Annotated in this window: 21 protein-coding genes and 1 other RNA gene; 16 read left to right on the forward strand and 6 right to left on the reverse strand. The window is 65.0% G+C overall.

Annotated features, from left to right (window positions below; all coding sequences use genetic code 11):
• Nucleotides 1-29: 29 nt before the first annotated feature.
• On the reverse strand, nucleotides 30-722 hold the full coding sequence (locus EP376_RS00555) for a metal-dependent hydrolase (RefSeq protein WP_127653595.1): 693 nt from the start codon (nucleotides 720-722) through the stop codon (nucleotides 30-32).
• A 99-nt stretch (nucleotides 723-821) separates the two neighbouring features.
• Here EP376_RS00555 and EP376_RS00560 point away from each other — a divergent pair, with 99 nt between their 5' ends.
• From EP376_RS00560 to EP376_RS00595, 8 genes are all read left to right on the forward strand, one after another.
• Nucleotides 822-1,478 carry a ceramidase domain-containing protein gene (locus EP376_RS00560; protein WP_127653596.1) on the forward strand — a complete coding sequence of 219 codons (657 nt, stop codon included), beginning with the start codon at nucleotides 822-824 and terminating at the stop codon, nucleotides 1,476-1,478.
• A 37-nt stretch (nucleotides 1,479-1,515) separates the two neighbouring features.
• Nucleotides 1,516-1,803 (forward strand): Asp-tRNA(Asn)/Glu-tRNA(Gln) amidotransferase subunit GatC, encoded by a 288-nt coding sequence (gene gatC, locus EP376_RS00565; RefSeq protein WP_127653597.1) that lies wholly within the window; start codon nucleotides 1,516-1,518, stop codon nucleotides 1,801-1,803.
• The gene (gatA, locus tag EP376_RS00570) at nucleotides 1,803-3,287 is read left to right on the forward strand and encodes an Asp-tRNA(Asn)/Glu-tRNA(Gln) amidotransferase subunit GatA (protein WP_127654679.1); all 1,485 of its coding nucleotides are present in this window, start codon (nucleotides 1,803-1,805) and stop codon (nucleotides 3,285-3,287) included. The genes gatC and gatA overlap by 1 nt, the downstream gene beginning before the upstream one ends.
• Before the next feature lie 35 nt (nucleotides 3,288-3,322).
• A complete protein-coding gene (locus tag EP376_RS00575) occupies nucleotides 3,323-4,102 on the forward strand; it encodes a hypothetical protein (RefSeq protein WP_240652422.1) in 780 nt (259 codons plus the stop codon).
• Nucleotides 4,103-4,170: 68 nt separating this feature from the next.
• Nucleotides 4,171-4,803 (forward strand): N-acetylmuramoyl-L-alanine amidase, encoded by a 633-nt coding sequence (locus EP376_RS00580; RefSeq protein WP_238928606.1) that lies wholly within the window; start codon nucleotides 4,171-4,173, stop codon nucleotides 4,801-4,803.
• A gap of 12 nt (nucleotides 4,804-4,815) precedes the next feature.
• An RNA gene (gene rnpB, locus EP376_RS00585) (RNase P RNA component class A) lies at nucleotides 4,816-5,209 on the forward strand.
• Nucleotides 5,210-5,436: 227 nt separating this feature from the next.
• A complete protein-coding gene (rpmG, locus tag EP376_RS22890) occupies nucleotides 5,437-5,604 on the forward strand; it encodes a 50S ribosomal protein L33 (RefSeq protein ID WP_068241894.1) in 168 nt (55 codons plus the stop codon).
• 88 nt (nucleotides 5,605-5,692) lie between these two features.
• Nucleotides 5,693-6,199 (forward strand): GNAT family N-acetyltransferase, encoded by a 507-nt coding sequence (locus EP376_RS00595; RefSeq protein ID WP_127653601.1) that lies wholly within the window; start codon nucleotides 5,693-5,695, stop codon nucleotides 6,197-6,199.
• Here EP376_RS00595 and EP376_RS00600 read toward each other — a convergent pair.
• The 3 genes from EP376_RS00600 to EP376_RS00610 form a co-directional block, all read right to left on the reverse strand.
• Nucleotides 6,192-6,587, reverse strand: a complete 396-nt coding sequence (locus tag EP376_RS00600) for an MAPEG family protein (protein ID WP_164744830.1) — start codon at nucleotides 6,585-6,587, stop codon at nucleotides 6,192-6,194. The genes EP376_RS00595 and EP376_RS00600 overlap by 8 nt on opposite strands.
• Nucleotides 6,588-6,693: 106 nt before the next feature.
• On the reverse strand, nucleotides 6,694-7,464 hold the full coding sequence (locus EP376_RS00605; RefSeq protein ID WP_127653603.1) for a Bax inhibitor-1/YccA family protein: 771 nt from the start codon (nucleotides 7,462-7,464) through the stop codon (nucleotides 6,694-6,696).
• Nucleotides 7,465-7,638: 174 nt separating this feature from the next.
• Nucleotides 7,639-7,854, reverse strand: coding sequence for a DUF1127 domain-containing protein (locus EP376_RS00610; protein ID WP_127653604.1), 216 nt, complete (start codon nucleotides 7,852-7,854; stop codon nucleotides 7,639-7,641).
• A 129-nt stretch (nucleotides 7,855-7,983) separates the two neighbouring features.
• Here EP376_RS00610 and EP376_RS00615 point away from each other — a divergent pair, with 129 nt between their 5' ends.
• Nucleotides 7,984-8,877 (forward strand): LysR family transcriptional regulator, encoded by an 894-nt coding sequence (locus EP376_RS00615; protein ID WP_127653605.1) that lies wholly within the window; start codon nucleotides 7,984-7,986, stop codon nucleotides 8,875-8,877.
• On the opposite strand, the gene EP376_RS00620 is transcribed toward EP376_RS00615, so the two are convergent.
• Nucleotides 8,867-9,826: an NADPH:quinone oxidoreductase family protein gene (locus tag EP376_RS00620; RefSeq protein WP_127653606.1), complete on the reverse strand. Its 960-nt coding sequence runs from the start codon at nucleotides 9,824-9,826 to the stop codon at nucleotides 8,867-8,869. The two genes, EP376_RS00615 and EP376_RS00620, sit on opposite strands and share 11 nt — an antisense overlap.
• Nucleotides 9,827-10,098: 272 nt before the next feature.
• Here EP376_RS00620 and EP376_RS00625 point away from each other — a divergent pair, with 272 nt between their 5' ends.
• From EP376_RS00625 to EP376_RS00645, 5 genes are all read left to right on the forward strand, one after another.
• Nucleotides 10,099-10,473: a helix-turn-helix domain-containing protein gene (locus EP376_RS00625; protein WP_127653607.1), complete on the forward strand. Its 375-nt coding sequence runs from the start codon at nucleotides 10,099-10,101 to the stop codon at nucleotides 10,471-10,473.
• Nucleotides 10,474-10,568: 95 nt separating this feature from the next.
• Entirely contained in the window at nucleotides 10,569-11,375 is an 807-nt protein-coding gene (hisN, locus tag EP376_RS00630) for a histidinol-phosphatase (RefSeq protein WP_127653608.1), read from the forward strand.
• Entirely contained in the window at nucleotides 11,372-12,712 is a 1,341-nt protein-coding gene (locus EP376_RS00635; RefSeq protein WP_127653609.1) for an 8-oxoguanine deaminase, read from the forward strand. The genes hisN and EP376_RS00635 overlap by 4 nt, the downstream gene beginning before the upstream one ends.
• Nucleotides 12,713-13,118: 406 nt before the next feature.
• Entirely contained in the window at nucleotides 13,119-13,631 is a 513-nt protein-coding gene (locus tag EP376_RS00640; protein WP_127653610.1) for a CAP domain-containing protein, read from the forward strand.
• Between the two features lie 81 nt (nucleotides 13,632-13,712).
• Nucleotides 13,713-14,219, forward strand: coding sequence for a CAP domain-containing protein (locus EP376_RS00645; protein ID WP_127653611.1), 507 nt, complete (start codon nucleotides 13,713-13,715; stop codon nucleotides 14,217-14,219).
• Here the strand turns inward: EP376_RS00645 and guaD are convergent, their stop codons facing one another.
• Complete coding sequence (gene guaD, locus EP376_RS00650; protein ID WP_127653612.1) at nucleotides 14,220-15,512, reverse strand: guanine deaminase; 1,293 nt, start codon at nucleotides 15,510-15,512, stop codon at nucleotides 14,220-14,222. It abuts the gene before it with no gap.
• A gap of 158 nt (nucleotides 15,513-15,670) precedes the next feature.
• On the opposite strand from guaD, the gene mgtE reads away from it, so the two are divergent.
• Nucleotides 15,671-17,056 carry a magnesium transporter gene (gene mgtE, locus EP376_RS00655; RefSeq protein ID WP_127653613.1) on the forward strand — a complete coding sequence of 462 codons (1,386 nt, stop codon included), beginning with the start codon at nucleotides 15,671-15,673 and terminating at the stop codon, nucleotides 17,054-17,056.
• The gene (locus EP376_RS00660) at nucleotides 17,053-17,631 is read left to right on the forward strand and encodes a 5-formyltetrahydrofolate cyclo-ligase (RefSeq protein WP_127653614.1); all 579 of its coding nucleotides are present in this window, start codon (nucleotides 17,053-17,055) and stop codon (nucleotides 17,629-17,631) included. The genes mgtE and EP376_RS00660 overlap by 4 nt, the downstream gene beginning before the upstream one ends.
• Nucleotides 17,632-17,648 lie beyond the last annotated feature (17 nt).

Below are 17,648 nucleotides of genomic sequence, written 5' to 3' on the forward strand. Positions count from 1 at the left end.
TCCAGCGGTCGTTGCGCCGCAGCGGATCGTCAGAGCTCGGTTGGCTCCATCACTTCCAATTCCCTCACCTCAACTCCCGGCAGCAGGTCGGCCAGCGGCGCGGCCGTCTGTGCAAGGATCGGGAAGGTCTTGTAGTGGCAGGGCACGATCGTCTTGAAATCGAAGTATGTCCGGGCCGCAAAGGCCGCGCGTTCCATGTCCATCGTGTAATGGCCGCCGCAGCACAGGATGCCGATATCGGGTTTGTGCAATTCGCCCATCCACGCCATGTCGGCCATGATGTCGGTGTCGCCGGATACATAGAGGACGTGGCCTTCGCCCGCGATCATGAAGCCGGCGGGATCGCCCGCGTAGCGGATGCCGCCCTCGAAATCCATCGACGAGGAATGGACGGCATTGACCATGGTCACCGCGACATCGCCCAGCGAAATCGTGCCGCCCTTGCCCATGCCCATCGTTTCGATCCCGCCGCGGGCCGTGAAGATCTCGGACAATTCGTGGATGCAGATCACCGGGATCTCCAGTTCTGCCGCGAGTGTGGGCGTATCTGCCGCGTGATCCCCGTGACCATGGGTCAGAAGGATATGCGTGGCCCCGCTGATCGCCTCGGCACGCCGGTCCTCGGGGAAGACAGGGTTGCCGGTGAACCACGGATCGACAAGCAGCACCTGCCCGCCGATTTCCAGTCGAAATCCCGAATGACCGAACCAGGTAAGTTTCATGGCTATTTCCTCCATCCTCTTCGGAAGGCAGGATAACAGCCGCGCCGCCGGTGTCATTGACGAATCCGGGGCAGGGAGCAGGCAGGAAAAGGGGCAGGCATGGATTGGTTCGCGCAGGTCGACGCCTATTGCGAAAGGACGGATTTCTCGTTCTGGTCGGAGCCCGTCAATGCCCTGACAAATCTGGGCTATATCCTTGTCGCGCTGTGGTTTCTGCGCGCCATGCACGGGGTGCCACTGGGGCGGGTTCTCGCAGCGCTTCTGCTGGCGATCGGGATCGGGTCGTTCCTCTTTCATACGCTGGCCACAGGATGGGCCGGTCTGGCCGACATCCTGCCCATCGGGTTGTTCATCCTCGTCTACCTCTATGCGGTGAACCGGCACGCACTGGGCTGGCCGGTCTGGGCCGCGGGTCTGGGTGTGGTGGGGTTCTTTCCCTATGCGGCGGGCGTTATCTATGTGGCGGACATGTTGCCCTTTTTCCGGGTGTCGAACTTCTATTGGACGGTGCCGATCCTGCTCTTCGGCTATGCGCTGGTCTTCGGCAGCAAGCTTGGCCCGATGCGTCGGGGCTTCGTTGCGGGCGGTGCCGTCCTGTCGCTGTCGATCGCGGTCCGGTCCGTCGATCTGACGTTCTGCGACAGCTTCCCGTTGGGGACCCACTTCCTGTGGCATGTCTTCAATACCGTCATGTTCGTGATCGTGCTGGGCAGCTACCGCGTCCACATGCTTGCAGCACATGGCGCGCGGCGCTAAACGCAAGGCGCCTGCAAACCACGCAAGGAACGATCTCATGTCCATCGACGTCGAAACCGCCCGCAAGGTGGCCCATCTGGCGCGCATCCGGGTCGAGGAAGAGGACCTGCCCGCGCTGGCAGGGGAATTCAACGCCATCCTCGGCTTCATCGAGCAATTGGGCGAGGTGGATGTCGAGGGCGTGGAGCCGATGGTGTCGGTCACGCCCATGCGGCTCAAGCGGCGCGATGACGTGGTGACCGATGGCAATCAGCAGGCCGCCGTCCTGAAGAATGCGCCCGATGCGCGCGAAGGCTTCTTTGCCGTGCCGAAAGTGGTGGAATGATGACCGATCTGACGAAACTCACGATTGCCGGGGCCCGTGACGCGCTGCGCAAGGGCGAGGTTACGGCCGCCGAATTGACGCAATCCTACCTCTCCGCCATCGACGAGGCGGGCGCGCTCAACGCGTTCGTCCACCACACGCCCGAAATCGCCGAGGCGCAGGCCAAGGCCGCGGATGCGCGGATCAAGGCGGGCGATGCCCCCGACATGTGCGGCATCCCCTTGGGCATCAAGGATCTGTTCTGCACCAAGGGCGTCCCCAGCCAGGCGGCGAGCCGTATCCTCGACGGGTTCCGCCCCGAATACGAATCGACCGTGACGACCCAGCTGTTCGACGATGGCGCCGTTATGCTGGGCAAGCTGAACATGGACGAATTCGCCATGGGCTCGTCGAACGAGACATCGACCTATGGCAACGCGGTCAACCCGTGGCGGCGCGGCAATGACGACACCGCGCTGACGCCCGGAGGCTCTTCGGGGGGCTCGGCTGCTGCGGTGGCGGCGGACCTCTGCCTTGCCGCGACCGGGACGGATACCGGCGGGTCGATCCGCCAGCCTGCGGCCTTTGTCGGTATCACCGGGCTCAAGCCGACCTATGGCCGGGTCAGCCGGTGGGGCATCGTGGCCTTTGCCTCCTCGCTCGATCAGGCGGGCCCGATGACCAAGGACGTCCGCGATGCGGCGATCATGCTTCGGTCGATGGCGGGCCACGACATGAAGGATTCGACCTCCGCCGATCTGCCCGTGCCGGATTTCGAAGCCGCGCTGACCGGTGACATCCGGGGCAAGAAGATCGGTATCCCGCGCGAATACCGCATGGAGGGGATGCCCGACGAAATCGAGGCGCTGTGGCAGCAGGGACAGGAAATGCTCCGCGATGCGGGGGCAGAGATCGTCGACATCACCCTGCCTCACACGAAATACGCGCTTCCGACATATTACGTGATCGCACCGGCCGAGGCGTCGTCGAACCTTGCCCGCTATGATGGCGTGCGCTTCGGGCACCGTGCCAAGCTGGCGCAGGGCGAAGGCGTGACGGAGATGTATGAAAAGACCCGGGCCGAAGGCTTCGGCGCCGAGGTCAAGCGCCGGGTCATGGTCGGCACCTATGTGCTGTCTGCCGGCTTCTACGACGCCTATTACAACCGCGCCCGCAAGGTGCGCAGCCTGATCAAGAAGGATTTCGAGGATGTCTTCGCCCAGGGCGTCGACGCGATCCTGACGCCCGCGACCCCCTCGGCCGCGTTCGAACTTGGCAAAGAGGTGTCCGACCCGGTCGAGATGTATCTCAACGATGTGTTCACCGTGACGGTGAACCTCGCCGGTCTGCCGGGGATCGCGGTGCCGACAGGGCTCGACCGGGCCGGACTGCCGCTCGGTCTTCAGCTGATCGGACGCCCTTGGGAGGAAGGCGATTTGCTGAATTGCGCCTATTCACTCGAACGTGCAGCCGGTTTTGTGGCAAAGCCCGCCCGGTGGTGGTAGAACCCCGCCGATCTATTGCACGAGAGGTGGGAACGGTGTTCCGCTATGCGATCCTGACGGTGCCCGTCATTCTGGCGGCCTGCGCCACGCCCGTGCCCGACAGCGGCGCGGGCGTCGGTATTTCGGAATACAGCCAGTATGAGATCGAACGGGCGAGGCTCGAGGCCCTCGGCGGCGTGGCCGTCAATCCGGGGCAGGCCATCGTTCCGCCCAATGCGGGTGGCGTGGTGCCGGGCGGGTCGTCTGCACCTGCGCCGGCCTCGGGGATCAGCACCAATGATCTGGCCTCCGCAGGCATCGGCGCGCCGCTTGTTGCCCCGGGAACCTCGGGCATGACGGGCGGCGACGACATCAACCGGACGTCGGGCGTTCAGGCCAGCCCCGCGAATGCCGCGCCGGTCCAGATCGCCTCTTCGGGCATATCAGACGAGCAGGATTTCGACGCGGTTGCCTCGCGCGAATCGATTGAATCCGATGCCGAAAGACTGGCCCGCCAACGTGACGCCTATCAGGTCATCCAGCCCACGGCCCTGCCGGAGCGGGACGAGGAGGTCGGCCCGAACATCATCGAATATGCCCTCAACGCGCCGAACAGGCGCGGTCAGGAATGGTATTCGCGTTCGCTTCTGGTCATCGATCCACAGGGCAAATTCCAGCGCAACTGCGCGACCTTCCGGTCTCCCGACGAGGCACAGCGCGAATTTCTTTCGCGCGGTGGGCCTGAACGCGATCCGCTGGGCATCGACCCGGACGGAGACGGGTTTGCATGCGGCTGGGATCCGGCCCCCTTCCTGACCGCGGTGGGTCAGGGCTGAGGGTGACGCCCATCCTCTGGCGGCCCTCGCCCAATTGCGGTGCGCGGCGGGGCGGGGTCCTGCCCGACATGATCGTCCTGCACTATACCGCGATGGCAAACTGCGAGGCGGCGGCTGACCGTCTGTGCGATCCGGCGTTCGAAGTGTCCGCCCACTACCTGATCGGGGCTGACGGAGCCGTCATCCAGATGGTCGACGAGGCGCTGCGGGCTTGGCACGCGGGTGCCGGGCAATGGGCCGGGGCGGGCGACGTCAATTCCCGCTCGATCGGGATCGAACTGGACAATGACGGCCGCGGACCGTTTCCGGCAGCCCAGATGCGGGCGCTGCACAGGCTTCTTCCGGGCATCATGCGGCGCTGGGCGATCGGGCCGGACGGGATCATCGGCCATTCCGACATGGCGCCCGACCGCAAATCCGATCCCGGCCCCCTGTTCGACTGGCAGGGGCTTGCCCGTCTGGGCCTGTCGGTCTGGCCGGAGGCGACGCCCGCGCCGGCCTTGCCCGTCGACGGGGCCGTCTTCCGCGCCGCGCTTGAACGTTTCGGCTATGGTCCCGATCTCGACGATGACCTTCTGCTACGGGCCTTTCGTCTGCGGTTCCGGGCGGGCGTCGACGGGCCCCTAGATCCCGTCGATATGGCGATGGCCACCGATCTCGGGCGTCGATTTGTCGTTGACCGGGCGGCGGCGGGGGCATAACCCCGGCCTCGCGCGGATGGCTGGATGGCCGCTCCGGCGCGCCTGCAAGGGTGCCGCGGGGGAGGAAAGTCCGGACTCCAGAGAAAAGCACGGTGCCGGGTAATCCCCGGCGGGGGCAACCCCAGGGAAAGCGCCACAGAAAACAGACTACCCCGATCCGTCGGGGAAAAGGTGAAACGGTGGAGTAAGAGCCCACCGCGCGACTGGCAACAGAAGCGGCACGGCAAGCCCCACCGGGAGCAATGCCAAATAGGGGGTCCGTCCGCGTTCGCGCGGCGGGATGCTTGGACCCGAGGGCCCCGGGTTGGCAGCACGAGGTCACCGGCGACGGTGATCCCAGATGAATGGCCATCCATCCGGGGGCAACCCCGGGGGACAGAATCCGGCTTACAGGCCATCCGCGCACCGAAACCACCACCCTGTGGTTTCGCTGCGTGCACCGGGGCGTTTCGCCTTGACCGAATGCCCGCGCCATCGTCTGCCATGCCTGTGGCGACAATTCAGCCCTCCAGGACACGCGCGGACACGTTTCACGGGGGAATATGGTTGACTCGCACGGGCCGGCGGGTAAAAGGCGGCTTCACAAGATTTTTCCGCGGTGCGCCATCCTGGCCCGCGATCAGGAGACGAGACATGGCAAAGCCGACCACCATCAAGATCCGCCTGAACTCGACGGCAGGCACGGGCCACTTCTATGTGACCAAGAAAAACGCCCGCACGATGACCGAAAAGATGAGCGTGCGGAAGTACGACCCGGTCGTGCGCAAGCATGTCGAATACAAGGAAGGCAAGATCAAGTAAGCTGATCTTTCCCGACCTGACGACATTGGGCCGCGCGGTTTGCGCGGCCTTTTTCGTTGCGGCAAGCCCGCACCCCGAGGATCGCACCATGATCACCATCCGAACCGCGACGCGGGCCGATATCGCCGCCATAGATGCGTTGCTTGCGCGCAGCTATCCGCGCCTGCTCAAGGCCGATTATCCGCCCTCCGTTCTGGTGACAGCGATCCCGCGCATCTCGCGCGCGCAGCCGGGGCTGGTGACCAGCGGCACCTATTACGTGGCTGTCGACGATGCGCGCATCGTGGGCGCGGGGGGCTGGACTGCCACGGCACCTGCGGGCGGTGGTATCCTGCCGGGGCGCGCCAATGTCCGGCATGTCGTCACCGATGACCGCATGGTCCGGCGCGGGATCGGCCGGGCGCTCATGACCCATGTGTTCGAGGCCGCCGCCACGGCGGGCATGACGTGGATGCATTGCCTGTCGACTCGCACGGCGGTGCCGTTCTACGCGGCGCTGGGCTTTGACGCGATCGGGGACACTACGGTCCCCCTTGGTCCCGGTGTCGATTTTCCGGCGGTCGCGATGCGTCGCGATCTTCAACCCGTCACGTGACCACGATGGTCCAGACCAGAAGTGCGGCCAGCGTGACCTGCCCGGCCATCGTCAGGAACATCCCGTAGAACCGCAGCCGCCACGGCGTGCCATGGATCCCGAAATAGGCACCATGTATCAGCCGGCCCAACGTGAAGGCCGCAAGGGCCGAGGCCAGCGGCCCCGCAGGCCCGCCCTGCAATTCGATCAGCAAGCCGAGGATCAGGCCCAGCGGCATCTGTTCGGCGGCATTGGCCTGACCGCGAATCGCCTTCATCAGCGCCCGATCCCCGTTGTCGCCAAGCACGACCCCGTCGCGCCGCCGGAGCCGGATCACCTTGAGCGTCAGCCCGAAAAAGATCGCGCCGTTCAGTAGGGCGGCAAGCGAGGTGAGGGGAAGGTCCGGCATGGCGTCTCCGCGGGTGAGCTGCGATTTCGAGCGCTTCATGCCACCCTGGCCACCAAACGAAAAGGGCCGCCCGAAGGCGGCCCTGTCGTTGTGCGATGTTCGCTGCTTATTCGCGATTGCCGAACAGCTGCAGCAGGAACATGAACATGTTGATGAAGTCGAGGTAGAGGTTCAGCGCGCCCATGATGGCGGCCTTGCCCAACCATTCCGCATCGCCATGCTGGGCGTGCTGAAGGTAGTCGTTCTTGATCTTCTGGGTGTCATAGGCGGTCAGGCCCGCGAAGATCAGGACACCGAGGATCGACACTGCGAACATGATCGCCGGCGAGCCGAGGAAGATGTTCACGATCGAGGCGACGATCAGGCCGATCACGCCCATGATGAGGAACGACCCCCAGCCGGAGATGTCCTTTTTCGTGGTGTATCCCCAGAGCGACAGGCCCGCGAAGGCAATCGCCGTGATCAGGAAGACCTGAACGATGGAGAACCCGGTGAAGACGAGGAAGATCCAGCTGATCGAAACGCCCATCGTGGCCGCGAAGACATAGAAGAACGTCTGCGCACCGGCTGCCGACAGCTTGTTGATCATCGCGCCGAAGCCGAAAACCATGACGAGCGGCAGGAACATCACCACCCATTTCAGCGGCGAGGCGTAAAGCGCGTAACCCAGATCGGTGAGGAACCGGTCGGCTCCGATCTGGTAGGCGGTTGGTTCCGTCGTGACCGACAGGCCAGAAATGGCCCATGCGGCCAGCGCCGTCATCACCATGCCCACGGACATCGTGCCGTAGACCTTGTTCATGTGGGCGCGGAGCCCTTCGTCGATCGCGGCCGAGCGAGTGCCGGCCGTCGGTCGGATCGTAGAATATTCAGCCATCGATTGACCTCCGAAGATAACTGTCAGCAGGGGCACCATACGCCACTGTTGCGCTGAATATCGGCAGCCCGCGCGGCTATTTCAAGGATTTCCGGCAGGCGGACTGCCGAAAATCCTATGAAAACGGTCAGTTTCCGATTTCATCGTGTCAAAAGGTCGCAATTCCGGTGCGATTCAGCGCCGCCAATGGCCCGGAACATCCCAGATCGGGCGGGCCGCTTCCTTTTGTGCCTCATCCGCGCACAGGCCCAGATCGGCCAGAAGGTCACGGTCAAGCCGCGCGAGATGGCGGCGCTGCCGCCAGACGCAAAATGCGGCGCGGATGAGGGCGAATACCGGGGTGGAAGGGCGGGCGGTGCGGGCCCGGCCCAAGGCGTCGAGGCGAACCATGGCTGATCCTTTCAGGGTGTCACGTCTTGTGATGGTTTGGGAGGTTTGAATTCTTGTTGTTGATATATGGGGCAGGAGTGGGGATAATGGAAATGAATGTTTGGAAAGTGATTCATCACAGGTGTTGATATGCCCAGAAACCTTGATCTGACCGCGCTCCGCGCCTTCGTGACTGTCGCCGAATGCGGTGGTGTGACAAAGGCGGCGGGCCTTCTGAACCTGACGCAATCGGCGGTGTCGATGCAGCTGAAACGGCTGGAAGATTCGCTGGGCGCGTCGCTTCTCGACAGGTCGGGGCGCGGCATCGGGCTGACCGCGTCGGGCGAACAGCTTCTGGGCTTCGGGCGCCGCATGCTCGAGCTGAACGATCAGGCCTTTGCCCGTTTGACCGGCGAGGATTACGAGGGCGAGATCGTACTCGGCGTGCCGCATGACATCATCTATCCCTACATCCCGCCGATCCTGCGCCGGTTCGCAGCGGAATACCCCCGAATGCAGATCAAGTTGTTCTCCGCCCCGACGCGGCGACTGCGCGAGATGTTCGCCCATGGGGATTGCGATGTGATTTTGACCACCGAGGACGAGCCCGGCCCGGGAGGTGAGACGCTGGTGCGCCTGCCGCTCGTCTGGATCGGCGCCGAAGGCGGAACCGCATGGCGGCAACGCCCGCTTCCGATCGCGTTCTGTTCGAACTGCATCTTCCGCTCGGGCGTTCTGCGCCGCGTGAACGAGGCGAATGTGCCGTGGCGGATGGTGGTCGAATCGGCGCTCGACAACGCGGTCGATGCGGCGGTCAGTGCCGATCTGGCGATCAGCGCGGCGATCGAGGGCGGCTATCCGCCCCAGACCGCCGCGATCGAGCACAAGGGCGCACTGCCTGATCCGGGCGAGACGGGAATCGTCCTGTACATGGCGCAGCAGGGAACGCCGGTCGCCGCCGCGCTGCGTGACATGATCCGGTCCGCCTACCGAGCCGGGGGCCCGGGATCGGCGGCCGAACTGGCCCGGCAACTCACGGCGTGACGACGACCTTGCCGGTAGATTTGCGGGTCCGCAGCAGCTCCAGCGCATCGGCGGCCTGCGCCAGCGGCAGGACGTGGCTGACATGCGGGGCAAGCCGGCCTTCGTCGTGCCACAGCATCAGTTCGGCCAGGCTCTCGGTCAGGGCCTCGGGGGCGAATTTCAGGTAGCCGCCCCAGTAGAACCCGATCACGTCGATGTTCTTGACCATCGCGATATTGGCGGGGACCTGCGGGACCTCCCCGCTGGCAAAGCCGATGATCAGGATCCGCCCCTCGCGGTTCATCGCACCAAGCGCTGCGGTGAAGGCATCGCCGCCCACAGGATCATAGGCCACGTCGATCCCGCCCAACGCCTTGAGCCGCGCCTTGAGATCAGGTTCATCGCTGTCGATCAATTCGTGGGCGCCTGCGTCGCGGGCGACCTTCAGCTTATCATCGCCCCGCGCGACCGCGATGACCCGCGCCCCCATCGCGGCGCCAACCTCGACCGCGGTCAGCCCCACACCACCGGCGGCCCCGAAGACCGCGAGCGTTTCTCCGGGTTTGAGCCGGGCGCGGCGGATCAGGGCAAGATGGGAGGTGCCGAAGGCCACCTGAAACCCGGCCGCGACCTCGGACGACATGCTTTCGGGCACGGGGCGGCACAGTTGCGCGGGGAAAACCCCCTCTTCGGCAAGACCGCCCTTGCCGCCGAAGACGGCGACCCGCTCGCCCAGAACCGGCGCGGCCACGCCGTCACCCTGTGCCAGAACAATGCCGCAAACCTCCATGCCAAGCGTAAAGGGCGGCTCGGGCGTATCCTGGTAACGGCCCTGCGCCATCAGGAGATCCGCGAAATTCAGGCCGCAGGCTTCGATTTTCAGCAGAACCTCGCCGGGCCCGGGCCGCGGGCTCTCCAACGTCCGAAGCGCGGGCGGGGTGTCGAAACTGGATACCTGGAAGGCACGCATGAAGGTCTCCGTCTGGGAATTCTCGGTCCGGGGCGTAGCGTGGTTTACGCAACGTCACCAGACGGTCGGTGGTCAAAACAACTGAAAATCGACTGTGCCTGTCCAAAAGGTAAGGATGACATCCTCAACCGAAGCGTGTGATACCACTTACAGTCAGATTAGAATATGTAGAGCGATCCCCGAAAGACGACTGATGGTTCAGACGTCGTTAGTGTTGAAAACGTTTTATTTTACGAGCGTTGGGGTGCCACTGCAATAGCGAGGTAGACAAGATGAAACACCCGGTTGACGTGCATGTAGGCAAGCGCATTCGCCATCGCCGTTGGGTGACGGGGACGACCCAGCAGCAGCTGGCCGAACAGGTCGGCATCAAGTTCCAGCAGATCCAGAAATACGAGACCGGGATGAACCGCGTCAGCGCCTCCCGCCTGTGGGATATCGCTCACGCGCTTCAGGTCGATGTGGCCTTCTTCTTCGACGGGCTCGAAGAGCAGGGCATCGAACGTCCCGACACGTCGGATGTTCCGGGCGATATCCTGTCGGATCGCGAGGCGCTGGAATTGCTGCGCTCCTATTATGCGATGCCCGAAAATCAGCGTCGGCGCCTGTTCGACCTGGCGCGCGTTCTCAGCGACGCGGCCGCCTGAGCCGGAGCCGGTTGACCCTCCGGCCAATCAAGGGCTAGCTCCAGAACATGCCCCCGCCTTACCGGGCGGGGGCGTTTGCATTCGAGGGGGCCGGAATGGCGGACGACCGTGACACTATCCGTAACGAACTCCGATTGGTGGCGCATGAACTTGCCGATCTGGCCCGGCCCGAGACGCTGAGGCATTTCCGGACCGGTCTTGCCAGCGACAACAAGGCCGGCCCCGGCGGGTTCGATCCGGTGACAGAGGCCGACCGAGCCGCAGAGGCCGCGATGCGCGCCCGTCTGGCCGAACTGCGCCCCGATGACGGGATCCTGGGCGAGGAATTCGGCCATCAGACCGGCACCACGGGCATCACATGGGTCCTCGATCCGATCGACGGGACACGGGGTTACATCTCGGGCACGCCGACATGGGGTGTCCTGATCGCGGCTTCTGATGCGCAGGGCCCGATCTTCGGCGTGATCGATCAGCCCTATATCGGCGAGAGGTTCTCGGGCGGCGGCACTCAGGCCGAGGTCGACGGGCCGATGGGCAACGCGGCCCTGTCGGTGCGCAAGACCAGCCGGCTGGAGGATGCGATCCTGCTGACGACCTTTCCCGAAGTGGGAACCGCCGAGGAAGGCGCGGCGTTCCGCGCCGTGGCCGAGCAGGTCCGGCTCACCCGGTATGGCATGGATTGTTACGGCTATGCGCTGCTGGCCGCGGGGCAGGTCGATCTTGTGATCGAGGCCGGGCTTTATCCCTATGACGTGCACGCGCCGATCGCGGTGGTGCAGGGCGCGGGCGGGATCGTCACCGACTGGCGCGGCGGGCCCTGCCATGACGGCGGGCGCGTGATCGCTGCGGCCAACCCCACCATTCACGCACAGGCGCTCGCGTTCCTGAGCGGGGTTGAATGACCTCGCTCCTGATCCGTGGGGCGTCCCATCTCGTCACGATGGACGATGCGGGCACGGAGTTGGAGGGGGCCGATATCCGGATCAGCGATGGTGTGATCGCCGAGATTGGCCATGGGCTCGACCCTGCCGGGGCAGAGGTGATCGAGGCGGACGGATGCCTTGTGACACCGGGTCTCGTGAACACGCATCACCACCTCTACCAGACGCTGACCCGCGCGGTGCCGGGCGGTCAGGATGCGCTGTTGTTCGGCTGGCTCAGAACGCTTTACCCGATCTGGGCGCGCTTCGGCCCCGAAGAGATGTTCGTTTCGGCGCAGGTCGGGCTGGCCGAACTGGCGCTGTCGGGCTGCACGATGACGTCCGATCACCTGTATCTTTTCCCCAACGGCGCGCGTCTCGACGACACGATTGCCGCGGCCCGTGAGATCGGCCTGCGATTTCACCCCACGCGCGGTGCGATGAGCATCGGTGAAAGCGATGGTGGCCTGCCGCCCGACGCGCTTGTCGAGCGGGAGCCCGCGATCCTCGAGGATTGCATCCGGGTCATCGACGCCTTTCACGACCCGTCGCCCGGGTCCATGATCCGGGTGGGCGTGGCCCCCTGTTCGCCCTTTTCCGTAAGCCGGGAGCTTATGCGCGACGCGGCCCTTCTGGCGCGCGACAAGGGCGTGATGCTGCACACGCATCTGGCCGAGAATGACGAGGATATCGCCTATTCCGAGGCGATGTTCGGATGCCGGCCGGGCCAATATGCCGAGGATTTGGGCTGGACGGGCGCCGATGTCTGGCACGCCCATTGCGTCAGGCTCGACGCGGCAGAGATCGACCTCTTTGCCCGCAGCCGGACGGGCGTTGCCCATTGTCCCTGTTCGAATTGCAGGCTGGGCTCCGGTATCGCTCCGGTTCGGGCGATGCGGGATGCGGGTGTGAAAGTGGGCCTCGGTGTCGACGGTTCGGCGTCGAACGACGCGGGCAACCTCGTGCTCGAGGCGCGGCAGGCGATGTTGCTGCAACGGGTCGCGCAGGGCGCGGATGCCATGAGCGCGCGCGAAGCGCTGCGCATCGCCACGCGGGGCGGGGCGGAAGTGTTGGGCCGCGGCGGCGAATGCGGGCAGATCGCGCCGGGCTATCGCGCCGATCTGGCGATCTGGCCCACCAACGGGATCGAGACGGCGGGCAGCTGGGATCCGGCAGCCCTCCTGCTGGCAGGCCCGGTCCGCGTGCGTCACCTGATCGTCGAGGGCCGGCAGGTCGTCCGCGATGGGCGGCTGATCACTGCCGATGAGGACGAACTGGTCTCGCGGCAGAATAGGCTTGCCCGCGCGCTGGCCTCGTGATCGCGGCCCCTGCGGAAATGAGATCAATCCACCGTCTCATCGGGTCTATGACCGGGATCTGGCTATGATCTTGTTCGTCTTGCCAAATTCACTAACGGAAACAGTCTGTTGGTCTACGGGCAACAGCTGAAATAGGGCAGGGCCTGTTGTCATGCCTGTCCCGGCCCTGACGCAGGCTGCCCGGCTCGGCAAAAGGGGAAGGTCACCCCATGCTTCATGGCCAATCGTGGGAAGACCGGACCATCGTCGATTGCTCCGGCCCACGCCCGTTTGACGGGTGCGGGGCTCTTTGCCGTCACCGATTGCGGCGGGAATCAGACGGAGGCGCGCCGTCCTTGGCCGCAAACGTGCCATGGTTCTTGGGCACAAATAACGTCCGGTGGGGGCCGAAAGACGAGGTGACTCGATGCGCGTTTGGTCAGTGCTGCTAATTCTGCCCCTCTCGGCCTGCATGACAGTGCTGCCCATCGAGCAGATCGTCCTCGATGCCGCGCAGACCTCCGCCGGGGGCGCGCCGACCCAGGCTGCGCCACCCCGCGAGGTGGCCTATGCGGGCAGCGAATCCTTTGCGGTGCTCCTGAACGACGAAAGGGGCGGGCTGAACCTTGTCGCCGTTGTCCCAGAGCCGCGCCTGACTGAAGCCGCGCAATCCCATGCCGAAGACATGGCCACCAACAATTATCTCTCGCATACGGCGCTCGATGGATCCTCGGCGGCCGACCGGGCGCTCGAGGTGGGCTATGACTATACCTTCATCGCCGAGAACATCGCCCAGGGCTTCTATTCCGAACAGGCCGTCATGGAGGCCTGGATGAATTCCCCGGGCCACGCGGCAAACATCCTAGACGGGCGGGCCGAGGATTTCGGCCTTGGCCTAGACGGTGATACCTGGGTCCTGATGCTGGGTGCCGAGCGGTAAGCTGGCTGGAGCCGGAAACTATCAGTTGCCAAGCAGGGGCCGCGCGGCCCAAAATAGGCGCGGTCTTAACCGGAGGCGAGAATGCGTTTTCTTTGGGGTGTCGTGGCCTTGGGGCTGAGCGGATGTATCGTCGTGCCCGTCGGCGAAGACGGAATTTTCAGTGATCCGATTTCCGTGGCGAATGATGCGCAATTCGACGACCCGAGCCCGGATGCCTTCGAAGAAGACCTGTTCCTTGCCCTCGTCAACGACGAACGCGGCAACGTCTCTGCCCAGCCTGTCGTCTACAATGCACTTCTGACCGAGGCCGCGCAGGACTATGCCGAAGACCTCGTCGCCAACAACAGGTTCGATCATATCGGGCTCGACGGCTCCACGCCCGGTGACAGGGTTAGCGCGACGGGTTACGAATGGGCGTGGGTCGCGGAGAACCTGTTCCGGGGCTCCACCAAGGAGGCCGCTGCGATCCAGACATGGATGGAATCGACATCGGGCCACCGTGAGGCCATGCTGGAGGAACGCGCCGAAGAGATTGGCGTCGGCCTCGAAGACACGACCTATGTGCTGATCCTCGCCGACCCGCTGTGATCAGGGACGGCGGACGCCGTTCACCCAGACATCCCGGATCGCGCGGTCGTCGCCCATCATGATCGTCGGAAAGAGCGCCTCCCAGATGTCGCGGGCCTCGGCCGTGCGCTGGGCGATTGCCGGTGTTGACGCCAGATCGAGGATGCACAGATCGGCCTCGGCGCCCGGTTCGAGCGTGCCGATCCGCCCGCCCAGATGGAGCGCACGGGCCGAACCTTCGGTCGCCAGCCAGATCAGCTGCGCCGGATGCAGAGGCGTGCCGCGCAGCTGCGCCACCTCGTAGGCCGCCGCCATCGTGCGCAGCATCGAAAAGGACGACCCGCCCCCGGTGTCGGTGGCAAGCCCCACGGACACGCCGCGCGCCTTGAGGCCCGCCATGTCGAACAGGCCCGAGCCGATGAAGGTGTTCGATGTGGGGCAATGCACGACGCTTGCGCCCACGTCGGCCAGCCGGTCGATCTCTCGCGGTTCGAGGTGGATCGCGTGGCCATACAGCCCGCGCGCGCCCAGAAGGCCGTGGGCTTCGTAGGTATCGAGGTAATCGCGCGCATCGGGATAGAGCGCGCGGGCCCACGCGACCTCGTCTGTCTGTTCGCTCAGGTGGGTCTGCATCAGGCAGTCGGGATTTGCGGCCCAGAGCGCACCAAGCGCCTCGAGCTGATCCGGCGTCGAGGTCGGTGAGAACCGCGGCGTGATCGCATAGATGGCGCGGCCTTGCCCATGCCAGCGCTTAATCAGCGCCGCGCTGTCGTCATGGGCCGATTGCGCGGTATCGCGCAGGCCTACGGGGGCGGTGTCGCGATCCATGCAGGTCTTACCGGCCACGATGCGCATGTCTCGCGCCTCTGCCGCCTCGAAGATTGCATCGACGCTGTGTGGGTGGATGGTGCAGAAACTGGCCACCGTGGTGGTGCCGTGCGCAAGGTTGAGATCGAGCGTTCTGGCCGCGATTTCATGGGCATAGGCCGGGTCGGCCAGCCGCATTTCCTCGGGGAAGGTATAGCTGTTGAGCCAATCGATCAGGCGCTTGCCCCAACTCGCGATCATGGCGGTCTGGGGATAGTGCATATGCGCGTCGATGAAGCCCGGAGAAATCAGGGCGTCGCCGTAATCCACCACGAGGGCGTCGGGATGGGCGCGGCGCAGGTCCGGTCCGTGACCCAGCGCGGCGATCCGGCCATGCTCGATCAGCACGCCGCCGCGGCTGTCGGTGCGGACGATGTCCTCGGGCGCGCCGGAGAAGGGATCGGCAAGGAAACGGAGCGTCTGCCCCAGAAGAAGCGTTTTCGTCATGATCGCAGATTAGGATCGGGGGCGACGAAAAGACCAGTGGAAAGGCAGGCCCGCCGGAGCGGGCCCCACCAAGTGCGTCGTGTCGCCCGAATTCCCGGGCGCCCCGTTGTCGCGCCCTGTCGATCCGTTATGGTCCGACGCAACAGTCAGGGGGTGGCATGGCCGACGAATCGAGACTGACCGACGACGCGACGGACGACGATTTCAGCCTTGCCGCAAGGTTGTTCGACGATGTCCTCGACGCGATCGAGGCACAGGATGCCGAGGCGTTGGGCAACCTGCTCGATCCGCTGCACCCGGCCGACCTTGCCGACCTTCTCGAACAGATCGACATGCGCGACCGGCGGGCGCTGCTGGCGCTCTGGTCGCGGGGGATCGACGGCGAATTGCTGTCCGAACTCGATGACAACCTGCGCGAAGAGATCATCTCGGAACTGCCCGAGGCCGAGCTGGCCATGGCGGTCCGGTCGCTGGAATCCGACGACGTGGTCGATCTGGTCGAGGATCTTGAGCCCGAACGGCGGGCCGCGATCCTGCGCTCCCTCGATGCGATGGACCGGATCGCGGTGGAGAAGGCGCTGGCCTATCCGGAATACTCCGCAGGCCGGCTCATGCAGGGCGAGGTGGCCCGGGTGCCCGAACACTGGACGGTGGGCGAGACGATCGATCACCTCAGGTCCGGGATCAGCCTGCCCGACCAGTTCTATCACGTCATCCTCGTCGATCCGCGGATGAAGCCCGTGGGCTATGCCACGCTGGGCCGTATCCTGTCATCAAAGCGCGATGTGGCGCTGGCCGACCTGATCGAGCCCAGCTTCCGCACCTTCCATGTCGAGGACGAACAGGGCGCGGTGGCCTATGCGTTCAACCAGTATCACCTGATCTCTGCGCCCGTGGTGGATGACGATGACCGGCTTGTGGGCGTGATCACCATCGACGACGCCATGGAGGTTCTCGATGAGGAGCATGAAGAAGACATCATGCGCCTTGCGGGTATCAGCGGCGAAACGGAGCTGTCGGATTCGATCCGCTCCACCACGCGGCGGCGGTTTCCATGGCTGGCGATCAACCTGTTCACCTCGATCCTCGCCTCCCTCGTGATCGCGCTTTTCGAGGGCACGATCGAAAGCCTCGTGGCGCTGGCCGTGCTGATGCCCATCGTGGCCTCGATGGGCGGCAATGCCGGGACGCAGTCTCTCACTGTTGCGGTGCGCGCGATCGCCACCCGCGACCTGACCGGATCGAATGTCTGGCGCGTCCTGAGGCGCGAGATCGCGGTGGGCGCGATCAACGGCGTGCTGTTCGCGGTCATCATGGGGATCGTCGGCATGGTCTGGTTCGGATCGCCCATGCTGGGCGTGGTGATCGCGGTCGCGATGGTGGTGAACCTGATCGTGGCAGGACTGGCAGGCACGGCGGTGCCCATCATCCTCGACAAGATGGGGATCGACCCGGCGCTGGCCTCGGGCGCCTTTGTCACGACGGTGACGGACATCGTGGGCTTCTTCGCCTTCCTCGGCCTGGCCGCGCTGGTTTTGCTGTGACCGATCTGGCTCGGATCAAGGCGCAGGCGCGCAAGGATGCCTTTGCCCGGCGCAAGGCGGCGTTCGACGTCGCGGGGCCGGGTTGCGCCGGGCATCTGTCCGAGGTTCTTGCCGGGTATCGCGGTGTGCCGCTGGCGGGCTATGCCGCCATGCGCACCGAGATCGATCCCCTCCCGGCCCTCGAGGAAGCGGCGGCCCATGGTCCGGTCGGAATGCCCGTCATCATGGGCAAGGCGCAGCCGCTGAAGTTTCGCGACTGGACGCCCGGCTGCGAGATGATCGCAGGCGAGTTCGGCGCCGCGATCCCCGCGCGCGGCGACTGGCTGGAGCCACAGATCCTGATCGTTCCGCTTCTGGCCTTCGACTGGCGCGGTGGGCGGCTGGGCTATGGCGGCGGCTTCTATGACCGAACGCTCGAGCGCCTGCGCGCGGCGGGACCGGTCCTTGCCATCGGCTTTGCCTTCGCCGCGCAGGAGACCGAGAGCCTGCCGACGGAGCCGATCGATCAGCCGCTTGACCTGATCGTGACGGAACAGGGCATCCTCGAGCCACGGGCGGCGGCCAAAATTAGCTAATTTTGGCGCGCCTGCGG

The sequence above is a fragment of the Alexandriicola marinus genome, assembly GCF_004000435.1.
Lineage (GTDB): Bacteria > Pseudomonadota > Alphaproteobacteria > Rhodobacterales > Rhodobacteraceae > Alexandriicola > Alexandriicola marinus.

Excerpts from the sequence above, each read along its gene's own strand:
- EP376_RS00555 (WP_127653595.1), bottom strand. The coding sequence starts at position 722 with ATGAAACTTACCTGGTTCGGTCATTCGGGATTTCGACTGGAAATCGGC.
- EP376_RS00560 (WP_127653596.1), top strand. The coding sequence starts at position 822 with ATGGATTGGTTCGCGCAGGTCGACGCCTATTGCGAAAGGACGGATTTC.
- gatC (WP_127653597.1), top strand. The coding sequence starts at position 1,516 with ATGTCCATCGACGTCGAAACCGCCCGCAAGGTGGCCCATCTGGCGCGC.
- gatA (WP_127654679.1), top strand. The coding sequence starts at position 1,803 with ATGACCGATCTGACGAAACTCACGATTGCCGGGGCCCGTGACGCGCTG.
- EP376_RS00580 (WP_238928606.1), top strand. The coding sequence starts at position 4,171 with ATGATCGTCCTGCACTATACCGCGATGGCAAACTGCGAGGCGGCGGCT.
- rpmG (WP_068241894.1), top strand. The coding sequence starts at position 5,437 with ATGGCAAAGCCGACCACCATCAAGATCCGCCTGAACTCGACGGCAGGC.
- EP376_RS00595 (WP_127653601.1), top strand. The coding sequence starts at position 5,693 with ATGATCACCATCCGAACCGCGACGCGGGCCGATATCGCCGCCATAGAT.
- EP376_RS00600 (WP_164744830.1), bottom strand. The coding sequence starts at position 6,587 with ATGCCGGACCTTCCCCTCACCTCGCTTGCCGCCCTACTGAACGGCGCG.
- EP376_RS00605 (WP_127653603.1), bottom strand. The coding sequence starts at position 7,464 with ATGGCTGAATATTCTACGATCCGACCGACGGCCGGCACTCGCTCGGCC.
- EP376_RS00610 (WP_127653604.1), bottom strand. The coding sequence starts at position 7,854 with ATGGTTCGCCTCGACGCCTTGGGCCGGGCCCGCACCGCCCGCCCTTCC.
- EP376_RS00615 (WP_127653605.1), top strand. The coding sequence starts at position 7,984 with ATGCCCAGAAACCTTGATCTGACCGCGCTCCGCGCCTTCGTGACTGTC.
- EP376_RS00620 (WP_127653606.1), bottom strand. The coding sequence starts at position 9,826 with ATGCGTGCCTTCCAGGTATCCAGTTTCGACACCCCGCCCGCGCTTCGG.
- EP376_RS00625 (WP_127653607.1), top strand. The coding sequence starts at position 10,099 with ATGAAACACCCGGTTGACGTGCATGTAGGCAAGCGCATTCGCCATCGC.
- hisN (WP_127653608.1), top strand. The coding sequence starts at position 10,569 with ATGGCGGACGACCGTGACACTATCCGTAACGAACTCCGATTGGTGGCG.
- EP376_RS00635 (WP_127653609.1), top strand. The coding sequence starts at position 11,372 with ATGACCTCGCTCCTGATCCGTGGGGCGTCCCATCTCGTCACGATGGAC.
- EP376_RS00640 (WP_127653610.1), top strand. The coding sequence starts at position 13,119 with ATGCGCGTTTGGTCAGTGCTGCTAATTCTGCCCCTCTCGGCCTGCATG.
- EP376_RS00645 (WP_127653611.1), top strand. The coding sequence starts at position 13,713 with ATGCGTTTTCTTTGGGGTGTCGTGGCCTTGGGGCTGAGCGGATGTATC.
- guaD (WP_127653612.1), bottom strand. The coding sequence starts at position 15,512 with ATGACGAAAACGCTTCTTCTGGGGCAGACGCTCCGTTTCCTTGCCGAT.
- mgtE (WP_127653613.1), top strand. The coding sequence starts at position 15,671 with ATGGCCGACGAATCGAGACTGACCGACGACGCGACGGACGACGATTTC.